Genomic DNA, 18,471 nt, shown 5'->3' on the forward strand with positions numbered 1-18,471 from the left:
AGAGCCGGGTGACGCGATCGCCGGTGTGGTTGTTCGACTTCTGTGCCTTCTGTGCCTTCTATGCCTTCTGTGCCTTCTGTGCCTTATGTGCTCAGACGCCGATGTCGTCGCCGTCGGCACGCCACACGGCCACGACCGACGGACGGACGATCCTGCCGGGGCCGTCGGGCCAGGTGCTGGCCGGCTTCTCCACGGAGGCGCCGCTGATCTCGCCCGGGTGCTGCACGGCGACGAGCACCCGCCGGTCCTGGACGATCGGGCCGCAGGTCTCGGCGCCGATCGGCATGGTCAGGAACTGCTTGAGCTCACCGCGCCGCACACCCTTCGTGGCGACACCGAAGAGGCCGTCGTGGTAGCCGAGCTGGGCGCCGTCGGTGGAGATCCACAGGTTGCCGTACGGGTCGAAGGCCACGTTGTCCGGGCAGGAGATCGGGCTGACGTCGTCCTTCGGGAACCCGGCGAAGTAGGTCGCGGGGTCGTCCGGGTCACCGGCGACGAGGAAGAGCGTCCAGGCGAACTTCGTGCTCTCGGCCCGGTTCCGGCGCTCGGTGAGCTCCAGGATGTGGCCGTGCTTGTTGGCGTTGCGCGGGTTGGCCTCGTCGGCCGGCGCGTTCGTGCCGACACCGCGGTTGGTGTTGTTGGTGAGCGCGACGTACACCTTGCCGGAGTGCGGGTTCGGCTCGATGTCCTCGGGCCGGTCCATCTTGGTCGCGCCGACCTTGTCACCGGCGAGACGCGTGAAGACGAAGACCTCGTCGGCGGTCATGCCCTCGACGTGCGAGACGGCTCCGTCGGCGGTGGCGGTGGCGAGCGGGATCCACTCGCCGCTGCCGTCGAACTCGCCGTCGGCGGGCAGCTTCCCGGTGCCGTCGATCTCGATGGCGGGGGAGTCGCCGGTGAGCTTGGCGACGTAGAGGGTCCCTTCGTCGAGCAGCGAGAGGTTGTGCTCCCGCACGGAGCGGGAGGACCCCTTCTTCATCCGCTTGCTGCCGACGAACTTGTAGAAGTAGTCGAACCGCTCGTCGTCACCGGTGTAGACGACCGGCCGGCCGTCGTCGGTGAGCCGCACGGTCGCGCCCTCGTGCTTGAAGCGACCGAGGGCGGTGTGCTTGCGGGGCGTGGAGGCGGGGTCGTACGGGTCGAGCTCGACGACGTACCCGAAGCGGTGCACCTCGTTCGGCTCCTGGGCCACGTCGAACCGCTTGTCGAACCGCTCCCACTTGCGCTCACTGGCCGCCGTGCCGATGCCGTACCGCTTGTCGGTCGCCCGGCTCGCGCCCGCGAAGTACTGGTTGAAGTTCTCCTCGCCGTGGAGGGTGGTGCCCCAGGGAGTCGTCCCGCCCGAGCAGTTGTTGAGGGTGCCGAGCACCTTGGTGCCGGTCGGGTCGGCGGAGGTCTTCAGCAGGTCGGACCCGGCGGCGGGCCCGGTGAGCCGGAACTCGGAGGTGGCGGTGACGCGCCGGTTGAGGGGGTGCCGGGAGACGGCGGAGAGCTTCCCGCTCCTGCGGTCCTCCTCCACGACGACGGCGGACAGCCCGTGGGCCGCCCACGCGATCTCGACCTGCTCGCGGGTGGGGTTGGCGGCGTCGTAGCCACGGAACATGAGTACTTCGTCGGTGTACTCGTGGTTGGCGACGAGGATCTGCTTGTTGCGCTCGCCCGGCAACGGGAGGAGGGCGAGGAAGTCGTTGTTGTACCCGAACTGACCGGCCTGGGCGGCGGCGGTCTGCTTCTCCGGGTCGAAGGCGGGCGCACCACGCAGGATGGGCTCGCCCCACCGGATGACGACGTTCTGCCTGTACCCGTCCGGGACGGTCACGGCGTCGGCGGTGTTGGGCGCGACAGCGGTGAACCGGAGGCCGCGGGCGCCCTTGGAGGTGCCGGGTTTCCGTGTCGTGGTGCTGTTTGTGGTGCTGTTTGTTGTGCTGTTCTCGGACGCGGCGACCGGCGAGGCGAGCCCCGCCCCCGCGGCACCGGCCACGGTGACGACGGCCGCGGCCCGCATGATCGAACGGCGACTGAGCGCGCCGGCGATGACGTCACCGACGTACGGGTTGGCGGAGGTGTTGGGCGCCTCGTGGAAACAGGCGTTACCACACCGGAACCGGCAAGTCAGGGCAGACCGCCCACCGGGATGCGACTCGTTCGAGGTCCTGATCAACGGCAACTGCATGCGCACTTTGCTCTCCCCTTGCTTCCCCTTGAGTCCGGCGTGACGGACGTTATGGGCACGTCCGTTCGGGAGCGGGGCGCACCGATGAACGGGGGGTGAACCCGAGGTGGCTGTAGGTCAGTTGGCGTCGCCGGGCGGGCGCGCGGGTGAAGGCCGGATGTCCCCCTTGACGTCTCCGGCGCCGCATGACCCGCCCCTGCCAAAGATCACCATCTGAGGCCGCTAACCTTACGTGTCCGTCCTGGCCAGGGATTTACGGGCATCAACTCATGCGAAGGGTTGCGCACATGGGCATTCTCACTCTCCTGCGGAACGCGTTCGGCCGGTCACGCAAGGGGCACACCACGTCCCCTTCGCAGGAAACCGAGGTTGCCTCACAGGAGGCCGCACCGACGGTGCCGGCCCCGGCAACGGAGCCGACACCGTCCCCGCAGCCGACGGCAACATCAACGACCACGGTCCCGGAACCCCGCCCCTCCACACCGTCCACGCCCGAGTCCACGCCCGAGTCCACGCTCTCCGCGAAGGACGAGCACGACCTGGTAGCGGCGGCTTTCAACAAGGTGGCCGTGCCGAAGCCGGCCGAGCCGGCGGACGCGTCGGAGCCGGTGGAGCCGGCGGCGGCGGAAGAACCGGCGGCGGCTGAGGAGCCGACGCCGGAGCCGGTGGCGGAGCCCGCCGCCGAGCCGGTGGCGGAGGTCGCGCCGGAGCCGGAGCCCGCCGCCGAGCCGGAGCCGGAGCCGGTGGCGGAGGAGGCTCCCGAACCGGAGCCGGAGCCGACCGTCGAGCCCGAGCCGGTCGTCGAACCGGAGCCGGTTGCCGAGGTGACGCCCGAGCCGGAGCCGGTGGCGGAGGTCGCCCCCGAGACCGTCACCGAGCCGGAGCCGACCGCCGAGGTCACCCCCGAGCCCGAGCCCGAGGCAGTCACCGAGCCCGAGCCGGAGCCGACCGCCGAGGTCACCCCGGAGGTCACCCCCGAGCCCGAGCCGGAGCCCGAGCCGGAGCCCGAGCCCGAGCCGGTCTCCACCCCCGAACCGCTGGCCGCCGACGGCGAGGACGCCCCACAGGGGCCACCCGCAGCCGACGACGAAAGCAGCACGGGTGGTGCGGGTGGGAACGACAACCCGGCCGAAGGCCGGGTGCCCACCACCCTCCGCACGGCATACAACGCAGCCGAAGCCACCCTCAAGGACAAGAACCTCACCGGCACCCGTGCCAAGGTCTACCTCGTCCTCGACCGCTCCGCGTCCATGCGCCCGTACTACAAGGACGGCTCCGCCCAGGCCCTCGGCGAGCAGACCCTCGCCCTCGCCGCCCACCTCGACCCCGAGGCCCCGGAAGCCAAGGTCCACGTCGTCTTCTTCTCCACGGAACTCGACGGCACCGGCGAGCTGACCCTCACCGACCACGACAACAAGATCGACGAGCTGCACGCCGGCCTCGGCCGCATGGGCCGTACCAGCTACCACGCCGCGGTCGAGGCAGTCGTCACCCACCACACCAAGGAAGCCCCCGGCACCCCCGCCCTCGTCGTCTTCCAGACCGACGGCGCCCCCGACGCCAAGACCCCCGCCACCCAGTCCCTCACGGACGCCGCGAAGAACCACCCCACCGTGTTCTTCTCCTTCGTCGCCTTCGGTGAGCACGACAACAAGGCCTTCGACTACCTCCGCAAACTGAAGACGGACAACACGTCCTTCTTCCACGCGGGCCCGGCCCCCCGAGAGCTCACGGACGCCGAGCTGTACGAAGGCGTACTGGCCGCCTGGCGCCCGTAACGACACAGCCGCACGCCGCCGGGGGTGGACGGATCACCGTCCACCCCCGTCCGCACCCCGAAACGCATGTGAGTCGATGTTCACGCGCCCAGTAGGATTTCGGGCATGGCGGCCACTGGAACCGAGAAGCAGGGGGCGAAGGCGTACTACGTCTCGACCCCCATTTACTACGTCAACGACGCTCCTCACCTGGGCCACGCCTACACGACCGTTGCAGGGGACGTGCTCACGCGCTGGCACCGTCAGCGCGGCGAGAAGGTGTGGTACCTCACCGGCACGGACGAGCACGGTCAGAAGATCATGCGCACCGCGGAGGCGAACGGCGTCAGCCCGCAGGAGTGGGCCGACAAGCTCGTCACCGAAGCCTGGAAGCCCCTCTGGGAGCACCTGGAGATCGCGAACGACGACTTCATCCGTACGACGGAGAAGCGTCACACGGACCGCGTCCAGGAGTTCGTCCAGGATCTCCACGACAAGGGCGAGATCTACAAGGGCGGCTACGAGGGTCCGTACTGCGTGGGCTGCGAGGAGTACAAGCTCCCCGGCGACCTCATCGAGGCCGAGGACGGCACGAAGCTGTGTGCCATCCACAAGAAGCCGGTGGAGATCCTCAAGGAGGAGAACTACTTCTTCAAGCTCAGCGAGTACGGCGACAAACTCCTCGCCCACTACGAGGCCAACCCCGGCTTCATCCAGCCCGAGTCGGCACGCAACGAGGTCGTGAACTTCGTACGCCAGGGCCTTCAGGACCTGTCCATCTCCCGCTCCACCTTCGACTGGGGCGTCCCGGTCCCGTGGGACGACAAGCACGTCATCTACGTGTGGATCGACGCGCTGCTGAACTACGCGACGGCGGTCGGCTACAACGAGAACCCGGCGAAGTTCGAGAGCACCTTCCCCGCCGACGTGCACCTCGTGGGCAAGGACATCCTCCGCTTCCACGCGATCATCTGGCCCGCGATGCTGATGGCGCAGGGGCTGCCCCTGCCCGGCAAGATCGCCGCGAACGGCTGGCTGATGGTCGGCGGCGAGAAGATGTCGAAGTCGAACCTGACCGGCATCAAGCCGCAGGACCTGACCTCGCACTTCGGCGTGGACGCGTACCGCTGGTACTTCCTGCGCGCGATCGCCTTCGGCCAGGACGGCTCCTTCTCGTGGGAGGACTTCTCCGCCCGCTACACCAGCGAGCTGGCGAACGACTACGGCAACCTCGCCTCCCGCGTCGCGGCCATGGTCGGCAAGTACTTCGACGGCGCCCTGCCGGAGGCGACGGCGTCCGGCGAGGCGGAGAAGGCGATCCAGGACGGCCTGGCGAAGGCGGTCGCGGAAGCCGACCGGAAGATCGGCGACGAGGTGGACTTCCAGGGCGGCATCCTCGCCGTCTTCGACTTCGTCAAGCAGGTCAACGGCTACATCACGGAGCAGGAGCCGTGGAAGGTCGCGAAGGACACTTCTGACGAGGGCAAGGCCCGCCTGGCCACGATCCTCTACACGGCCGCGGAGTCGCTCCGCGCGGTAGCGGTCCTCCTGAACCCGATCATGCCGGACACCTCCCAGAAGCTCTGGGACTCGCTCGGCGCGGAGGCGTCCCTCGGCGCGCTCGCGGACCAGCGGGTCCAGGAGGCGGGCGAGTGGGGCAGGCTCCCGGCCGGCACGACGGTCACCAAGGGCGCGGTCCTCTTCCCGCGCCTGGAGGAGAAGCCAACGGCGTAGCGCACACGCTCGAACAGCGCAGGGCCCGGGAAACATCTCGTTTTCCGGGCCCTTGCCGTACCCGTACCCCCTACCTGCATGTCCACGTCCACCCGTATGGTTTCCGCCATGGCAATGGCAGTGCCCGAGGTGATTCCGATCGCCTACGTGCCCAGGCGTCACACCGAGTCGATCGGCCGGTACGCGGACGGTCAGTTCCTTGCGTCGATCACGTACGCCTTCCCCGAAGGCTTCCGTCCCGGCGAAGGCTGGGAAGCACACAAACGTCTCTACGTGGCGCTCCACACCTTCGACGCCGAGGGCCACTACCGCGACTCGGAGATCTGGTGCGCCGGCACCTGGGCCGAGCAACAGCGCGCCCCGCTCGGCAACGACTCCGTCCTCGGCCGCGCCCGCATCCACCTGGCGAAACTCCTGCGCAGCCTGCCCCGCCGCGCCTACACGGACATCGCCATCCGCCCCTTCCAACTCACCGTCGACGGCGTCCGCTTCGGCCTGGTGATCCGCGAGGAGGAAGGCGAGACCTGGGCCGAGCTCTACCCGGACCGCCTCGAATTCGGCGAACCGTGGGACGGCCGGTACGTCACCTGAGGCGCAGCTGGTCGAGAAGGGCGGCGAGGCCGCCCTTGGTGACCTGGAGTATTCGGTCGGGGTCGTCGCTTTCGCGGAGGAGCAACGAGTCTTCGACGTGGGCGAGTTCGACGCATTCGTTGCCGTCGGCACCGCCGGAGTACGTGGACTTCTGCCACTGGATCACGTCCCTCGACAGGGCGGTGGCCAGCCGACATATGCGCACCCCGCTGCTCACGAGCGGTCGGCTTGCAGCCGACGCAGTAGGGCGGCGAGGCCGTCCTGGGCCACCCGGAGTATTCGGTCGGGGTCGTCGCTCTCGCGGAGGAGCAACGAGGTATCGGCGTGGGCGAGTTCGACGCAGGAGGACCCGTCCGAGCCGCTGGAGAAGGACGACTTCTGCCACTGGACCACTTCTACAGCTCCTTCGCGAGGCGGTGGATGAAGTCCCGCGACGGGGCGGGGTCAAGCGATGCCGACTCCACTTTACGGAAGAGTGTTCGCATCGACTGGAGCTGTGCGGCCGCATCCACGAAGCCCGAGCCGGACGGTGTGTCCTTCTGCACGGTGTCCAGCGGGGGGACCCGCCCGCCCGCGTACAGCAACGCCGCGCTCGCCCCGCCAAAACGGTCGGCGGCGAAAGGGATCACCCGCACGGTGACGCCGGGTCGCTCCGACTGCCGGATGACTTCGTCCAGTTGGGCCAGCGCCACCCGTCGGTCGGCGACCCGGGTCCTCAGCACCGACTCGTGCAGCACGGCCGTGTACGGACAATCGCCGTCCCTGGCGAGGGCCGCCTTGCGGTTCATACGGTGGGAGACCCGAGCCTCCAACTCGCTCGCCGGGAGCTCCGGCCGCCAGTACGCGAACACGGCGCGAGCGTAGTCCTCGGTCTGCAAGGGCCCGGTGACATGCGTGGTGCCGATCTCCTGAACGAAGCTCGCGTGGTGTTCCAGCTCTGCCAGGTCCAGGAAGGTCGGCGGAAGCACCTCCCGGTACTCCTCCCACCACCCCGCGGTACGGTCCGTCGCCATCTCCACCAGCGCGTCGATCAACTCGACGTCCGCACAGGCGTACTGAGCCGCCATCCGCCGTACCCGCGCCTCACTGACACCGGCGACGCCTGACTCGATCTGGCTCATCGTCACCGAGATCACGCCCAGCAGCGAGGCTGCCTGGCGTGCCGTCATCCCTGCGGCCTCACGCAGTCTGCGCAACTCCCGCCCCAGCCGCTGCTGTCGGGCCGTCGGCTGCTTCCGTGGCACCTGCGCCTCCCCGCTCCCATCACATCGAGTGACCAGACTACGACAACAGGTTGCGACGTACTAACTTTATTCTCTACCGTCAGTGACGTGACGCACACGCTGCGGAACCCGGGGTTACCGGAAGCGCACCGCCCCGTCCTGCCATGGCGGCTGCGGCACTGCCACCGCCCGGATCAACTTTCCCGACGCCACCTGGAGTTCACCCATGTCTGAAACAGAACCCTGGGAATACACCCTCTCCATCCCCCACGACCCCCGCGCCGTCACCGTCTGCCGCCGCACCCTCCGCCTGATCCTCACCATGCACGGCCTGATCCGCCTCGCGGACACCGCCGAACTCCTCGCGACCGAGCTGGTCGCCAACGCCGTACTGCACACGAAGGGCCCCGCAACCCTCCGCGTGCACTGGTCGGGCGGCGTCCTGCGGATCGGTGCGTGGGACGCGGACCCCGAACCCCCGCACCCGCCCCACGACCTGGCGGACCTCACCGACGCGGAGGACGGCCGCGGCCTCGCCCTGGTCCGCGCCTGCGCCGACCTCTGGGGCTGGCAGCCGCTGGCCAGGAACGGCAGCCGAGGCAAGTACGTCTGGTGCGAACTGTCCGCCGCGGCCTGAAACAGGGGCGCTGCCGGGATACGTACGTAGAAGCAATCTACGTAGAATGAATCTACATAGACCCTGGAGGTGCCATGCCCGCCCCTTTCGTAGGCCGCCGAGCCGAGCTCGCCCTCCTTCACAAGCGTCTCGATCGTGTCGACGCCGACGGCGCCGGGGTCGCGGTCGCCATGAGGGGGCGGCGGCAGGTCGGGAAGTCACGGCTCGTCCAGGAGTTCTGCGACCGCGCCGGGCGCCCGTACGTCTTCTTCACCGCGACCAAGGGCGCGTCCCCCGTGGAAGGCATCGCCGACTTCATGGCGGAGCTGCGCGAGTCCTCCCTGCCGGCCGACCCGGAACTCGTACCCAAGACAGCCCCCACGAACTGGCCCGACGCCTTCCGCACCCTCGCCGCCGTGTTGCCCGCCTCGCCCAGCATCGTCGTACTCGACGAACTGCCCTGGCTCTCGGAGCAGGACACCGTGTTCGACGGCGCGCTGCAGACCTCCTGGGACCGGTTGCTGTCCGGTCGGCCCGTGCTTCTGCTGCTGCTCGGCAGTGATCTGCACATGATGGAGCGGTTCACCGCGTACGACCGGCCCTTCTACGGCCGGGCCGACCCCTTCGTGCTCGGTCCGCTCAATCCGGCCGAGGTGGGAAGCGCGCTCGGGCTGGACGCGGCCGACGCCATCGACGCGCACCTCGTGTCAGGCGGGTTGCCGGGCATCCTGCGGGCCTGGCCGCACGGCACCCCGGCGCTCGACTTCGTCAAGACGGAGTGCGCCGATCCGGCCTCGCCGCTCTTCGGTGTCCCGGAAGCGGCTCTCATGGCCGAGTTCCCGGCACCGGACCAGACACGCCGTGTCCTTGAGGCGGTGGGCAGCGGAGACCGCACGCATGCCAACATCGCCGCGACGGCCGGCAGCCAGAGCGGCGTCCTGCCCTCCGGCATACTGTCCCCGCTGCTGCGGCGCCTCACCGACGAGAAGCGGGCCCTCGCGTCGGACTCGCCGCTCTCCACCCAGCCCGGCAAACCGGCTCTCTACCGCGTGGCCGACAGCAATCTGCGTCTCTACCTCGCCGCGATGCGCTCCGCGCAGGAGCTGTCCCGGCGCGGCCGACCCGAGTCCGCGTACCGGGTGGTCGAACGACGGTGGGCGGCTTGGCGCGGACGGGCCGTCGAACCCCTGGTCCGTCAGGCACTGGAGCTGGCCGCGGCTACGGGAGAGTTCCCCTGGCCGGACACGGAAGTCGTCGGCGGCTGGTGGAACCGGCAGTTCGCACCGGAGATCGACCTCATCGGCGCCGACCGCTCGCCCGTGGCGGGGACGGTCTTCTTCGCCGGCTCCGTGAAGTGGCTCGCCTCCCCCTTCGACCAGCACGACCTGACCGCCCTCGCACAGGGTGCCGCCCAGGTCCCCGGCTTCACACCGGGCGCCACCGGGCTCGCCGTCGTATCGCTCTCCGGCACGACCGGGGCGGTGGCGGAGGGCGCGGTCGGGCTCACGTGGGGCGCGCGGGACGTGATCGCGGCCTGGGGTGGCTGACCTCCCGGTCCCGGTCGAGAAGTCGAGAGAGAGCCGAGAGGGTCGAGAGCGTCGAAAGAAGGGGGCCGGGAAGCCGAACGCTCCCCAGCCCCGCTGCACTCGCGGTGCCCTACGAAAGCACTCCGGCACCCGTGGTCGTCGCCAGCGACGTCGGCAGGCTCTTCGCCGAAGACTCCAGCCCCGCCGTAAGCGTCGGCTTCCAGTTCACCGTCGTCTTCAGGTCCTTGGACGACGCGGCGTTGTACGCGGCCACCAGGTCGGTCGTCGTGCCGTTGACGAGGTTCCCGCTGCCCGCGACCGAACCCGTGCCGTCGCCGCTCAGCAGCTTGGCGACCTTGCCGCTCGTCGGGAGCTTCCAGTAGTTGTTCTGCGCCACGACCTGGGCCTTGGCGCGGGAGTTGATGCTGTACTGCGGCGCGTACCCGTTGAGGGTCGTGACGTCGTAGTAGTTGTTGTAGATGTGGATCTGGCCGATGCGGGCCAAGGGGGCGCGCTGGACGATGCCCTTCCACACGTTGTGGTGGATGGAGACGCGCAGCTTGCCGACGCTGTCGGTGTCGCTGCTGCCGATCAGCATCGTCTTGTCGTGGTTGGTGAACTGGTTGCGCGAGACGGTCACGAGGTCGGAGCCCTTGGTGATGTCGAGGGCGCCGTCGTGGATCTGGTACTCGCGGCCGTAGTACTTCGGGTTGGCGCTGTCGAGGTGCGGCGCGTCCGTGAACGTGTTGTGGTCGGCCCAGACGTGCGTCGCCCCGCGCAGGGTGACCGAGTCGTAGTTCGAGTTCCAGTTGCCGTCGTCGCCGTCGGTCGGGTCCCACTGCGGGAAGCAGTCCTCGGTAGCGGCGAAGGCGAGGTTGCGGACGATGACGTTGTCCACGTTCTGGATCTGGAGCGTGCCGCCGCTGATCCCCGCCTTGGTGCCGGGCACGCCCACGATGCTGGTGTTGGCCGGCACCTTGAAGGCGATGTTCTTCGCCTGCTTGGCCTGGGCGGCGGCGCGGGCCTTCTCCTGGGTGCCGGAGGGCAGCTTGGAGCGGCCGTAGGTCGCGGGGTCGTACGCCTTCAGGTAGGCGGAGAGCGAGTAACCCGTGCCCGACGCGTAGTTGGCGCAGGTCAGCTTCTTGCCCGCGTCGTCGGTGTTGGCGTCGATCGTGCCCTTGATCTTGATGATGCGGGGGGTGGTGTCGGACGCCGACCCCAGCGCCTTCACGAGCTGGGCGCGGGTGGAGACGGTGAAGGTGTGCGCGGAGTCGGCCTTCGCGCCACCGGTCGTACCGGTGCCGGAGGACGCCCAGCCGTCCTTGGCGGCGAGCGTCTGGTGGTACAGGTCGACGGCACCGGCGTTCGCGTTCATCACGAAGACACCGGCGCCGGCCCCGGCCGCCAGGACGGCGACGGAGACGACGAGGGTGCGCCGCGAGCGGAGGGACCGGCGGTGGGAGGGTGCTGCCACGGAGGAGTCCTTACGTGGTGGTGGGACACGTGCGGGTGGTGAAGCTCCGGTGAAGGCGCTTACGACTCGTCAGTTGTCGCCGCCGGACGAAGAGTTGCCGCAGGCGCGCATCTTTTTTCCGGCCCCCGGCGTCTCCCGGGATACGTGAATCAACTGAACTGAGTGGGGGCCACCCGTGGCACTGTTCGGAAACGCGCACACCGTCGACCCGGCGTCGGCGCAGCAGGACTACGCGCGCCTGCTGGGCCACGGCGAGCAGGTGCACGCCGCGTATCTGCTGATCCGGGACACCATCCTGTTCACCGACCGGCGGCTGCTCCTGGTCGACAAGCAGGGCATCACCGGCAAGAAGGTGGAGTACCACTCCATCCCGTACCGCAGCATCACCCACTTCTCGGTGGAGACCGCCGGCCACTTCGACCTCGACGCAGAGCTGAAGATCTGGATCTCCGGGACCCCCACGCCGGTCGAGAAGACCTTCACCAAGGGCGTCGACATCTACGAAGTGCAGGCGATCCTCACCCAGTTCGTGGCGAGGTAGGTATGCGGAGGGGGCCTGAAGACCGGAAGGTTGAACGCAGCGGACATCTTCATCGAACTGACCGCACAGGGCCTGGGCACAGGCACGGTCGCCGAACACTGGAGGAAACTCGTGACCATGGACCTCTCCTTCTTCCAGTCCCCGCTGGCACAGGAGCTGCGTGACGAAGGCCGCGCCGAGGGTAAAGCCGAAGGCGAAGCCAAAGCGCTCCTGCTGGTCCTGGCCGGCCGGGGCATCGACGTCTCCGACGAAACCCGGGAACGCATCACCAACTGCACGGACCACGCCACCCTGAGCACCTGGCTCACCCGCGCCGCCACCGCCACATCCGCCGCGGAGATCTTCGAAGACGAGTAGCCACGGGCCTCCGGCTGGTGTCCCTGTTCCCCGTCAGCGGCAGGAGAACAGGCCCGGTTCGGTCCACTGGATGTTCCAGGCGCCCATGACCGTCGCGGGCGCGACGGACACCTGCCGGAACTGACCGAACTCTTCCTGGCCGGAGCCGGAGGCGAAAGCCCGCGCCACCCGAGCTCCGGCCTTCCTACCTCCGCCCGCCCCCGAACCCGCCCTCCGGCGCCTCCCCCGCCGTCACCGTCGCGATCTTCTCCGCCGAGCCGAGTTCCCCGGACTTCGCGAGACCGCCCGTGCTCGCGCCCGACGCCGAGCCGCCCGAGTAGATCCGGTACTCCTCCCCGCTCTTGACGGCGGAGGACGAGAAGACGACGTTCTGGATGGCCTTGGAGGTGACGTACGTGGCGACCACCTTTCCGTCGGCGTCCACGACGTGCAGCGTCGTGCCCGCCGCGACCGTCGAGTCGAGCGTCGCCGACACCCAGCCCTGCCCGGACTCGGTGTCGGGTGCGACGGCCATGCCCGCACTGCCCGCGGCGAGCAGCACACCGCCGCTCACCGTGAAGCTGCCGTTGACGTCGAGCGCGCCGTTGCCGCCCTGTTCGGGGCCGTTGACGACGAGCGTGCCGCCGGTGATCTCGGCGGTGCCGTTGGAGTCGAAGCCGTCGCCGTCGGAGTTGATGACGAGGGTGCCGCCGGTGACCTTCAGGGTGAAGTCGCCGGCGGACTCCCCTCCGCCACCGCCGCCCGGGCCACGGCCACCGCCGCCGCCCTCCTCGGTCGTCGTCCCGCCGGACGCGTTCACCCCGTCGTCGGAGGAGGTGATCTGCGTCGAACCACCGCCGACCGTGATGTCCTTGCCCTCGAGGCCCTCGTTCGACCGCGTGACCTTCACCGTGCCGCCGTCGACGACCAGGTCGCCCTCGGCGTGCACACCGTCGTCCCCGGCGGCGACCGTCACCGTGGCCCCGCCGAGGTGCACGGCGGCGTCGCTGTGCACGCCGTCGGCGGAGGAGTCGACGCCGACCGTGCCGTCCTCCAGGACGGTGATGACGCCGGACTTCAGTCCGTGCGCCGAGCTGTCGTCGGTGGCCTCGCTGTGCACGTCCAGCGTGCCGCCGGTGACGACGAGGTCGGTGGCCGCGTCGACGCCGTCGCCCGCGGAGGTGACCTTCACCGTGCCGCCGTCGACGGCGATGTAACCGGCTTCCGCGTCCTCGGTGTTGTCGGCCTTCAGTCCGTCGCCGTCGGCGGTGACGGTCACCGTGCCGCCGTGCACGACGAGGTAGTCCTTGCCGCGGATGCCGTCGTCGGCGGCCTCGACGGTGACCTTGCCGGAGGCGATGACCAGGCCGTCCTTGCTCGCGATGCCGTCGTTGCCGTTGCCGTGCACGGTGAGCGAGCCGGCGCCCCCGACCGTCAGGTTCCCGGCGCTGAAGAGCGCCGCGTCGGCTTCGTCCTTCTCGGCGTACGAGTCGGCGTCGGCGAGCGTGTTCTCGCTGCCGTCCGCCAGGACGACCACCAGCTCCTCCGCCTCGGTCGCCGCGATCGCCGCCCCGGAGGAGCTGGAGATGTCGACGCCGTCGAGGATCAACGTGACCGTCTGGTCGGGGGCGTTGACGAGGATCTGCCCGTCGGTGAGCTTCCCGCTGATCCGGTAGGTCCCGCCCGAGCTGATCGTGACCGTGCTCCCGTCGGCCTTGGCACCCTCGCCCTCCACGCCGGCCGAGTCGCCGTCGAGCGTGATCTCCACGGCTTTGGAGGCGTCCGCGTCGACGGCCGCGTCATGTGCCTCCTCGTTGTCGGCGAGGACCGCGGCGGCATCCTGGGCGCCGGCCACGGCAGCGGCCGTACCCGAACTCTCCTGGGAGGAAGCGGTGTCGGACTCGGTATCGGCGGTGCACCCCACGAGTGCCGCCGCGCCGAGCACAGCTGAGGCGAGGGCACCTGCGGCCCTCGTACGAAATGGTCTTCTGCTCATGCCGGACTCCCGTCGAGTGCGGTGGGAAAGTGGCGCCGCAGGACGGGCAGCCAGCGGTGGGAAGGAAGGTCGGGGCGCAGCGCGGCCAGGCCCGTGCCGTACTTCGACACGGGGCACGGGCGGTGCTTCAGCGACCACAGCAGCCGGTCGGCGCCGGACCCGGCCCGGCCGGCCTTGGTCTCGACGATCGCCCGCTCCGGAGTGCGCAGTGCGGTGCCGTCGGGAAGGGCCCAGGTCAGGCCGGTGTCGAGGGTGAGGCGGCTCGCGGTGGCCGGGAGGAGGAGGGTGGTGCGCCGGTAGGAGGTGGTCAGTACCGGCTGCCAGCGGAAGCCCACGGTGTCGATACGGGCCTGCGCGAGCACGGCATCGGCGTACGCCCGCGCCTGTGTGCCCAGGCGGTACGGGTCACCGTCGTAGGGGATGCGGTACTTGACCGTGGTGCCGCGCGGCCCGCGGGTCTTGACCTCGAAGAAGTGCTGGTCGGAGTCCAGATACGTCCGCACCCGGAGCTTGAAGCGGCGCCGGCGCTGCCGTGCGGCACCGAGGTAGCCGTCCAGGCCGGGGGTGTCGAAGTACACGGACCGGTAGCCGAACTCCCGCCGCCCGTCGATGTCCAGGACCCGCACGTCCTCGTCGAGGCCGCCGAACACGAAGGGCAGGTCCACGACCGGCAGCATGTACTTGCGGTCCAGCCGGGTCAGCAGCTCCGCCCGGGCGACGAGCTCGTCCAGCCCGATCGGCCGCAGCGCGCCGACGGCCGTACCGAGGGAGTCGAGGGCACTCACGCCCGTACGCCCTGCTCGAGCGGCAGGTCGGCGTCCTTCGACGCTCGCATGCCGTCACTCACGACGTACCGGACCTCGACCTGCGTCGTGTCGTTGACGAGGTCGATGCCCTTGACCGACAGGTTCACCACGCGGCCGCCCAGCAGCACTTCGAGGTGCGCGCGCAGGGCGTCCTCGTCGGTGTGCGCCGAGTCGAGACGCAGGCTGCGCTGCCGGTGGCGGGGGTAGAGGCGGGGGTGGTCGCCGAAGTACAGGGCGGCGACGATCAGGAGGGTCAGGCACCCGGTCAGGACGCTCACGCTGTGCGGAAGTCCGTTCAACAGGCCGATGGCGAGTGCGGAGAAGTAGTACGCGATCTCGTGCTGGGCGATCTCGTACGACCGCAGCCGGATGATCGACAGCACCCCGAACAGGCCCATCCCCAGCCCGATCCCGACCGACGTGGAGCTCAGCGTCATCGCCACGGCGAGCACACCGACGTTCACTCCGAGGAAGGACGTGACCAGGTCCCGGCGGTGGTGGCGCGGGAAGTAGACGCCGAAGGTGAGGACGGAGATGGCGACGAGGTCGGCGGCGACAAGTGCCAGCTGGTGAAGGGCCGTTGTGGACATGAGATGACGGTCGGGCAAAGGCCTGTGAAGTCCCTTTGAGTTCCCTTAAGCCACTTTGAGAAGTACGGGACACGTCTGTGAGATGAACGATGCGGGGCCAGGGAGCACTGACGCGGGGACCGCGGAGCGCTCTTGATAACATCCGGCCACTTGTGCGAGGGCGGGGGCCCTCGTTGGGGAGGGAACTTCACGTGGGCAGACACGCCCCGAGACGGGGCGGTCGTGCCGCGCTCGTCTCCGCGCTCGCGGTCGCCGTGGCGGCCGGATCCATCACTTTGTTCTCCGGTTCTGAGGACGGCGGCGGCGCCGCGCAGGCCGCCACGACGGCCGCCGCGGCCGGCACCACCGAGATCGTCCTGGACGACCCGCGCACCGACACCCCGCGCACCGAGCGGCTGCTCGCGGCCGGTGAGACCGGATTCCTGCACCGGCAGGACGGCGTCCCCGGGCTGCTGTGGACAAGGTACGAGGACGGCAGCACCGTCACCGTCCAAGGACCCGACGGGGTCTACAAGCCGTCGTCCACCACCTGCTACAGCATCACCGTGGTCTGCGCCTCGGGCATGTACGGGCAGGGTGGCGACACCGTGGCCCTGCCGGACGTCGACAACTACGACTACCCGATGTCCCTGTGGAGCCCGGACGGGAGCCCGCCGCGGACCGTCGAGATGCCGCCGAACGGCCACTACATCAGTACGTACGGCTCCACGGTGCTCGTCCACGGCAGTGCCACCGTCGACGGCGAGGGCCTCGAAGGCACCTGGCTGGGACTGGCCGACTTCGTCGACGGCGCGCAGCGCGACCGTGTGGTGACCGGCTTCCCGACCGACGTGTACGTGTCGAGGGGCATCCTCCGGACCGGCGACCAGGACGGCGCCCTGCTCGCCTACCCGGTCACCGACGCGGAGACCGGCGACAGGACGTTCACCATCGGCTATCTCGACTTCGCCACCGCCGCGTTCACCACCGCCTTCACGGGCGCGGACACCTCGCCGGAGCTCGTACTCAGCGACGACCGGATCGGCTGGTACACGCCGGCCTCCGGCCTGCACCTGAAGTCCCGCACCGACCTCACCGCCGAGGAGACGGTCCCGGTGGCCGGCGACCCCGACATCGGCGAAGTCATCTCCGTCCCCGTCCCGGTCCTCGTCGGGGACTGGCTCGTGCTGACCAAGCCCAACGGCGGCACCACGGCCGTGTCCCTGACCGACGGCGCCACCCGCACCCTGCTGACGTACACCTACGGCAACCCGCTGGCCACCCCGGACGGCTCCGCCCTGGTCACCGGCGGCACCGGCACGGCCGACTGGTGGGTCCAGCGCGTCTTCGTGGGCGCGGACGGCACCCCGCAGCTGGAGAAGCTGTACCGGGCCACCCCGTACGAGAACACCAAGACCGGGCTCGCGCTCAGCCGCGGCAGCCTGCGCGTCGCGGAGGACAGCAGGACCAGCGCCTCGGACACCACGTCCGTGCGCACCCTCACCACGAACGGCGGCACCCAGCTGACCGCGTCCGCCGCCACGGAGAGCTCTTCGGTCAGCCCGACGTGCCCGTACCCGAACACCACCTGCTCGGCCATGTGGGGCAACTTCGACGGGACCGACCCCGAGGACGTCTACCTCGACACGTTCTACGACGGCGACGAGGGCGGCAGCGGCCTGGAGAACGCCGACCGGCTGGTCTCCATCGGCTACAACCCGCTGTCGTTCGGCACCGAGGGCGGTTCGATCGTCGACGTCTCCGACGACTACGCCGTCTACAACTCCGGCGGCTCCACGCCGATGCAGTACGTCGGCGAGTTCGGCCAGGGCCAGAAGCTGAAGCGGACCGTACGCGCCGCCGCCCTGAACGGCTCCACCCTCTGGAGCGCCTCCACCACCGGCAAGCTCACCTCCTACAGCCTCACCGAGAACAAGACCCTCGCCACGGTGACGGTCCCCTCGCTCGGCTGCGTGCCGAGCGAGCTCCAGGCCGCGGGCCGCTGGGTGTACTGGTCCTGCGGCACGGCCTCGGCGGGCGTGTACGACACCAAGGCCGGCACGTCGGTCGCCGTACAGCCCGGTGACGTGCTGCTCGGCGACGGCTTCACCGTCCGCCACGACCACGACGCCGACCGGTTGGTCCTCACCGACGCGGCCACCGGCACCACTCGCGTGATCGCCTCCGGCCTGCCGGACAGCGGGCTCGCGGTGGACCGGCGCCACCGCTGGACGGTGGACGAGTACACGGGCCTGGTCGCCTGGTTCGACTCGTTCGAGCAGACGCACGTCGCCACGACCGGCGTCACCCCGTCCGCGCCGACGGCCTTCGAGACGGAGGCCGGGAGCTACCTCGAACCGGGCTCGTCGACCGCCTGGACCGGCCAGTGGCTGCTGTCCCGCCCGGTCACCTCCTGGTCGCTCACCTTCACCTCGGTCCAGAGCGGCGCGACCGGCAGGGCCACCCGCGCACTCACCGGCGCCGCGGCCTCGGCCGTGGTGTCGGCGAACTGGAACGGCAAGACGGCGAGCGGCGGCTACTTCCCCAACGGCTGGTTCACCTGGACGCTGAAGGCAACCGGCCTGGGCACCTCGGTCCCGGTCACGGTGAAGTCCGGCGAGGGCTTCCTGACCCGGGGCGCGCCCGTACTCCGCGACTTCACCAGCCCCGACGGCCCGGACGGCAGGGGCGACCTGCTCACCCTCAACTCCTCCGGCGGCCTGACGTTCCACAGCGGCACCGGGACGGGCAAGGTCAACTCCAAGTACACCGGCACCGGTTGGGCGACCTCGGTGAAGGCGATCCCCTTCGGGGACCTGAGCGGCGACCGCTGCAACGACGTTCTGGTGCGGTACAGCAGCGGAGCGCTCCGCCTGTACAAGCCGGGCTGCGGCGCCGCCGTCAAGCCGTCGACGTCGTACACGACGCTGTCGGCCGGCGGCTGGACCCAGTACGACGTCCTGACCTCCCCCGGTGACGTCAGCGGCGACGGCCGCCCGGACCTGATCGCCCGCAACACCACCACCGGCACCGTCTACCTCTACAAGGGCACCAGCACCGGCACGCTGTCCGCCCGCGTGAAGCTCTACGACAACTGGAAGACGTACAAGAAGATCGTGGGCGTCGGCG

17 protein-coding genes are annotated in these 18,471 nt (G+C 69.7%); 8 read left to right on the forward strand and 9 right to left on the reverse strand.

Going from position 1 to position 18,471, the window contains the following annotated elements:
• Nucleotides 1–91 precede the first annotated feature (91 nt).
• On the reverse strand, nucleotides 92–2,179 hold the full coding sequence (locus tag ADK57_RS20655; protein ID WP_053750950.1) for a PhoX family protein: 2,088 nt from the start codon (nucleotides 2,177–2,179) through the stop codon (nucleotides 92–94).
• A 281-nt stretch (nucleotides 2,180–2,460) separates the two neighbouring features.
• Between ADK57_RS20655 and ADK57_RS20660 the strand changes: the two genes are divergently transcribed.
• From ADK57_RS20660 to ADK57_RS20670, 3 genes are all read left to right on the forward strand, one after another.
• Nucleotides 2,461–3,951 (forward strand): VWA domain-containing protein, encoded by a 1,491-nt coding sequence (locus tag ADK57_RS20660; protein ID WP_053750951.1) that lies wholly within the window; start codon nucleotides 2,461–2,463, stop codon nucleotides 3,949–3,951.
• 105 nt (nucleotides 3,952–4,056) lie between these two features.
• The gene (metG, locus tag ADK57_RS20665) at nucleotides 4,057–5,664 is read left to right on the forward strand and encodes a methionine--tRNA ligase (RefSeq protein ID WP_053750952.1); all 1,608 of its coding nucleotides are present in this window, start codon (nucleotides 4,057–4,059) and stop codon (nucleotides 5,662–5,664) included.
• 114 nt (nucleotides 5,665–5,778) lie between these two features.
• Nucleotides 5,779–6,255 (forward strand): hypothetical protein, encoded by a 477-nt coding sequence (locus tag ADK57_RS20670; protein ID WP_053750953.1) that lies wholly within the window; start codon nucleotides 5,779–5,781, stop codon nucleotides 6,253–6,255.
• Here ADK57_RS20670 and ADK57_RS20675 read toward each other — a convergent pair.
• From ADK57_RS20675 to ADK57_RS20685, 3 genes are read right to left on the reverse strand one after another with little or no spacing between them, the layout of a single operon-like run.
• Nucleotides 6,248–6,472: a DUF397 domain-containing protein gene (locus tag ADK57_RS20675; RefSeq protein WP_324612201.1), complete on the reverse strand. Its 225-nt coding sequence runs from the start codon at nucleotides 6,470–6,472 to the stop codon at nucleotides 6,248–6,250. The two genes, ADK57_RS20670 and ADK57_RS20675, sit on opposite strands and share 8 nt — an antisense overlap.
• Nucleotides 6,469–6,648, reverse strand: a complete 180-nt coding sequence (locus tag ADK57_RS20680; protein ID WP_053750954.1) for a DUF397 domain-containing protein — start codon at nucleotides 6,646–6,648, stop codon at nucleotides 6,469–6,471. The genes ADK57_RS20675 and ADK57_RS20680 overlap by 4 nt, the downstream gene beginning before the upstream one ends.
• A gap of 2 nt (nucleotides 6,649–6,650) precedes the next feature.
• Nucleotides 6,651–7,499, reverse strand: coding sequence for a helix-turn-helix domain-containing protein (locus ADK57_RS20685; protein WP_053750955.1), 849 nt, complete (start codon nucleotides 7,497–7,499; stop codon nucleotides 6,651–6,653).
• 205 nt (nucleotides 7,500–7,704) lie between these two features.
• Here ADK57_RS20685 and ADK57_RS20690 point away from each other — a divergent pair, with 205 nt between their 5' ends.
• Both ADK57_RS20690 and ADK57_RS20695 read left to right on the forward strand, forming a co-directional pair.
• Nucleotides 7,705–8,115, forward strand: coding sequence for an ATP-binding protein (locus ADK57_RS20690; protein ID WP_053750956.1), 411 nt, complete (start codon nucleotides 7,705–7,707; stop codon nucleotides 8,113–8,115).
• 74 nt (nucleotides 8,116–8,189) lie between these two features.
• The gene (locus tag ADK57_RS20695) at nucleotides 8,190–9,641 is read left to right on the forward strand and encodes an ATP-binding protein (protein ID WP_053750957.1); all 1,452 of its coding nucleotides are present in this window, start codon (nucleotides 8,190–8,192) and stop codon (nucleotides 9,639–9,641) included.
• 109 nt (nucleotides 9,642–9,750) lie between these two features.
• Here the strand turns inward: ADK57_RS20695 and ADK57_RS20700 are convergent, their stop codons facing one another.
• Nucleotides 9,751–11,094, reverse strand: coding sequence for a pectate lyase family protein (locus ADK57_RS20700; RefSeq protein ID WP_053750958.1), 1,344 nt, complete (start codon nucleotides 11,092–11,094; stop codon nucleotides 9,751–9,753).
• A 175-nt stretch (nucleotides 11,095–11,269) separates the two neighbouring features.
• Between ADK57_RS20700 and ADK57_RS20705 the strand changes: the two genes are divergently transcribed.
• Together ADK57_RS20705 and ADK57_RS20710 are read left to right on the forward strand one after the other, a co-directional pair.
• Nucleotides 11,270–11,635, forward strand: a complete 366-nt coding sequence (locus ADK57_RS20705) for a PH domain-containing protein (RefSeq protein WP_053750959.1) — start codon at nucleotides 11,270–11,272, stop codon at nucleotides 11,633–11,635.
• Between the two features lie 30 nt (nucleotides 11,636–11,665).
• Nucleotides 11,666–11,992 (forward strand): hypothetical protein, encoded by a 327-nt coding sequence (locus ADK57_RS20710; RefSeq protein ID WP_053750960.1) that lies wholly within the window; start codon nucleotides 11,666–11,668, stop codon nucleotides 11,990–11,992.
• Nucleotides 11,993–12,025: 33 nt separating this feature from the next.
• Here ADK57_RS20710 and ADK57_RS52015 read toward each other — a convergent pair whose 3' ends face one another.
• From ADK57_RS52015 to ADK57_RS20725, 4 genes are read right to left on the reverse strand one after another with little or no spacing between them, the layout of a single operon-like run.
• Nucleotides 12,026–12,160 carry a hypothetical protein gene (locus tag ADK57_RS52015; protein WP_267890773.1) on the reverse strand — a complete coding sequence of 45 codons (135 nt, stop codon included), beginning with the start codon at nucleotides 12,158–12,160 and terminating at the stop codon, nucleotides 12,026–12,028.
• A gap of 16 nt (nucleotides 12,161–12,176) precedes the next feature.
• Entirely contained in the window at nucleotides 12,177–13,967 is a 1,791-nt protein-coding gene (locus ADK57_RS20715) for a carbohydrate-binding domain-containing protein (protein WP_053750961.1), read from the reverse strand.
• Nucleotides 13,964–14,752, reverse strand: coding sequence for a polyphosphate polymerase domain-containing protein (locus ADK57_RS20720; protein WP_053750962.1), 789 nt, complete (start codon nucleotides 14,750–14,752; stop codon nucleotides 13,964–13,966). The genes ADK57_RS20715 and ADK57_RS20720 overlap by 4 nt, the downstream gene beginning before the upstream one ends.
• Nucleotides 14,749–15,363 carry a DUF4956 domain-containing protein gene (locus ADK57_RS20725; RefSeq protein ID WP_053750963.1) on the reverse strand — a complete coding sequence of 205 codons (615 nt, stop codon included), beginning with the start codon at nucleotides 15,361–15,363 and terminating at the stop codon, nucleotides 14,749–14,751. Before ADK57_RS20725 ends, ADK57_RS20720 begins: the two co-directional genes overlap by 4 nt.
• Before the next feature lie 191 nt (nucleotides 15,364–15,554).
• On the opposite strand from ADK57_RS20725, the gene ADK57_RS20730 reads away from it, so the two are divergent.
• The coding region (locus tag ADK57_RS20730; RefSeq protein WP_053750964.1) for a hypothetical protein at nucleotides 15,555–18,471 on the forward strand (2,917 nt) is incomplete at its 3' end.

The organism is Streptomyces sp. MMG1533 (assembly GCF_001279775.1).
Taxonomy (GTDB): Bacteria; Actinomycetota; Actinomycetes; order Streptomycetales; family Streptomycetaceae; genus Streptomyces.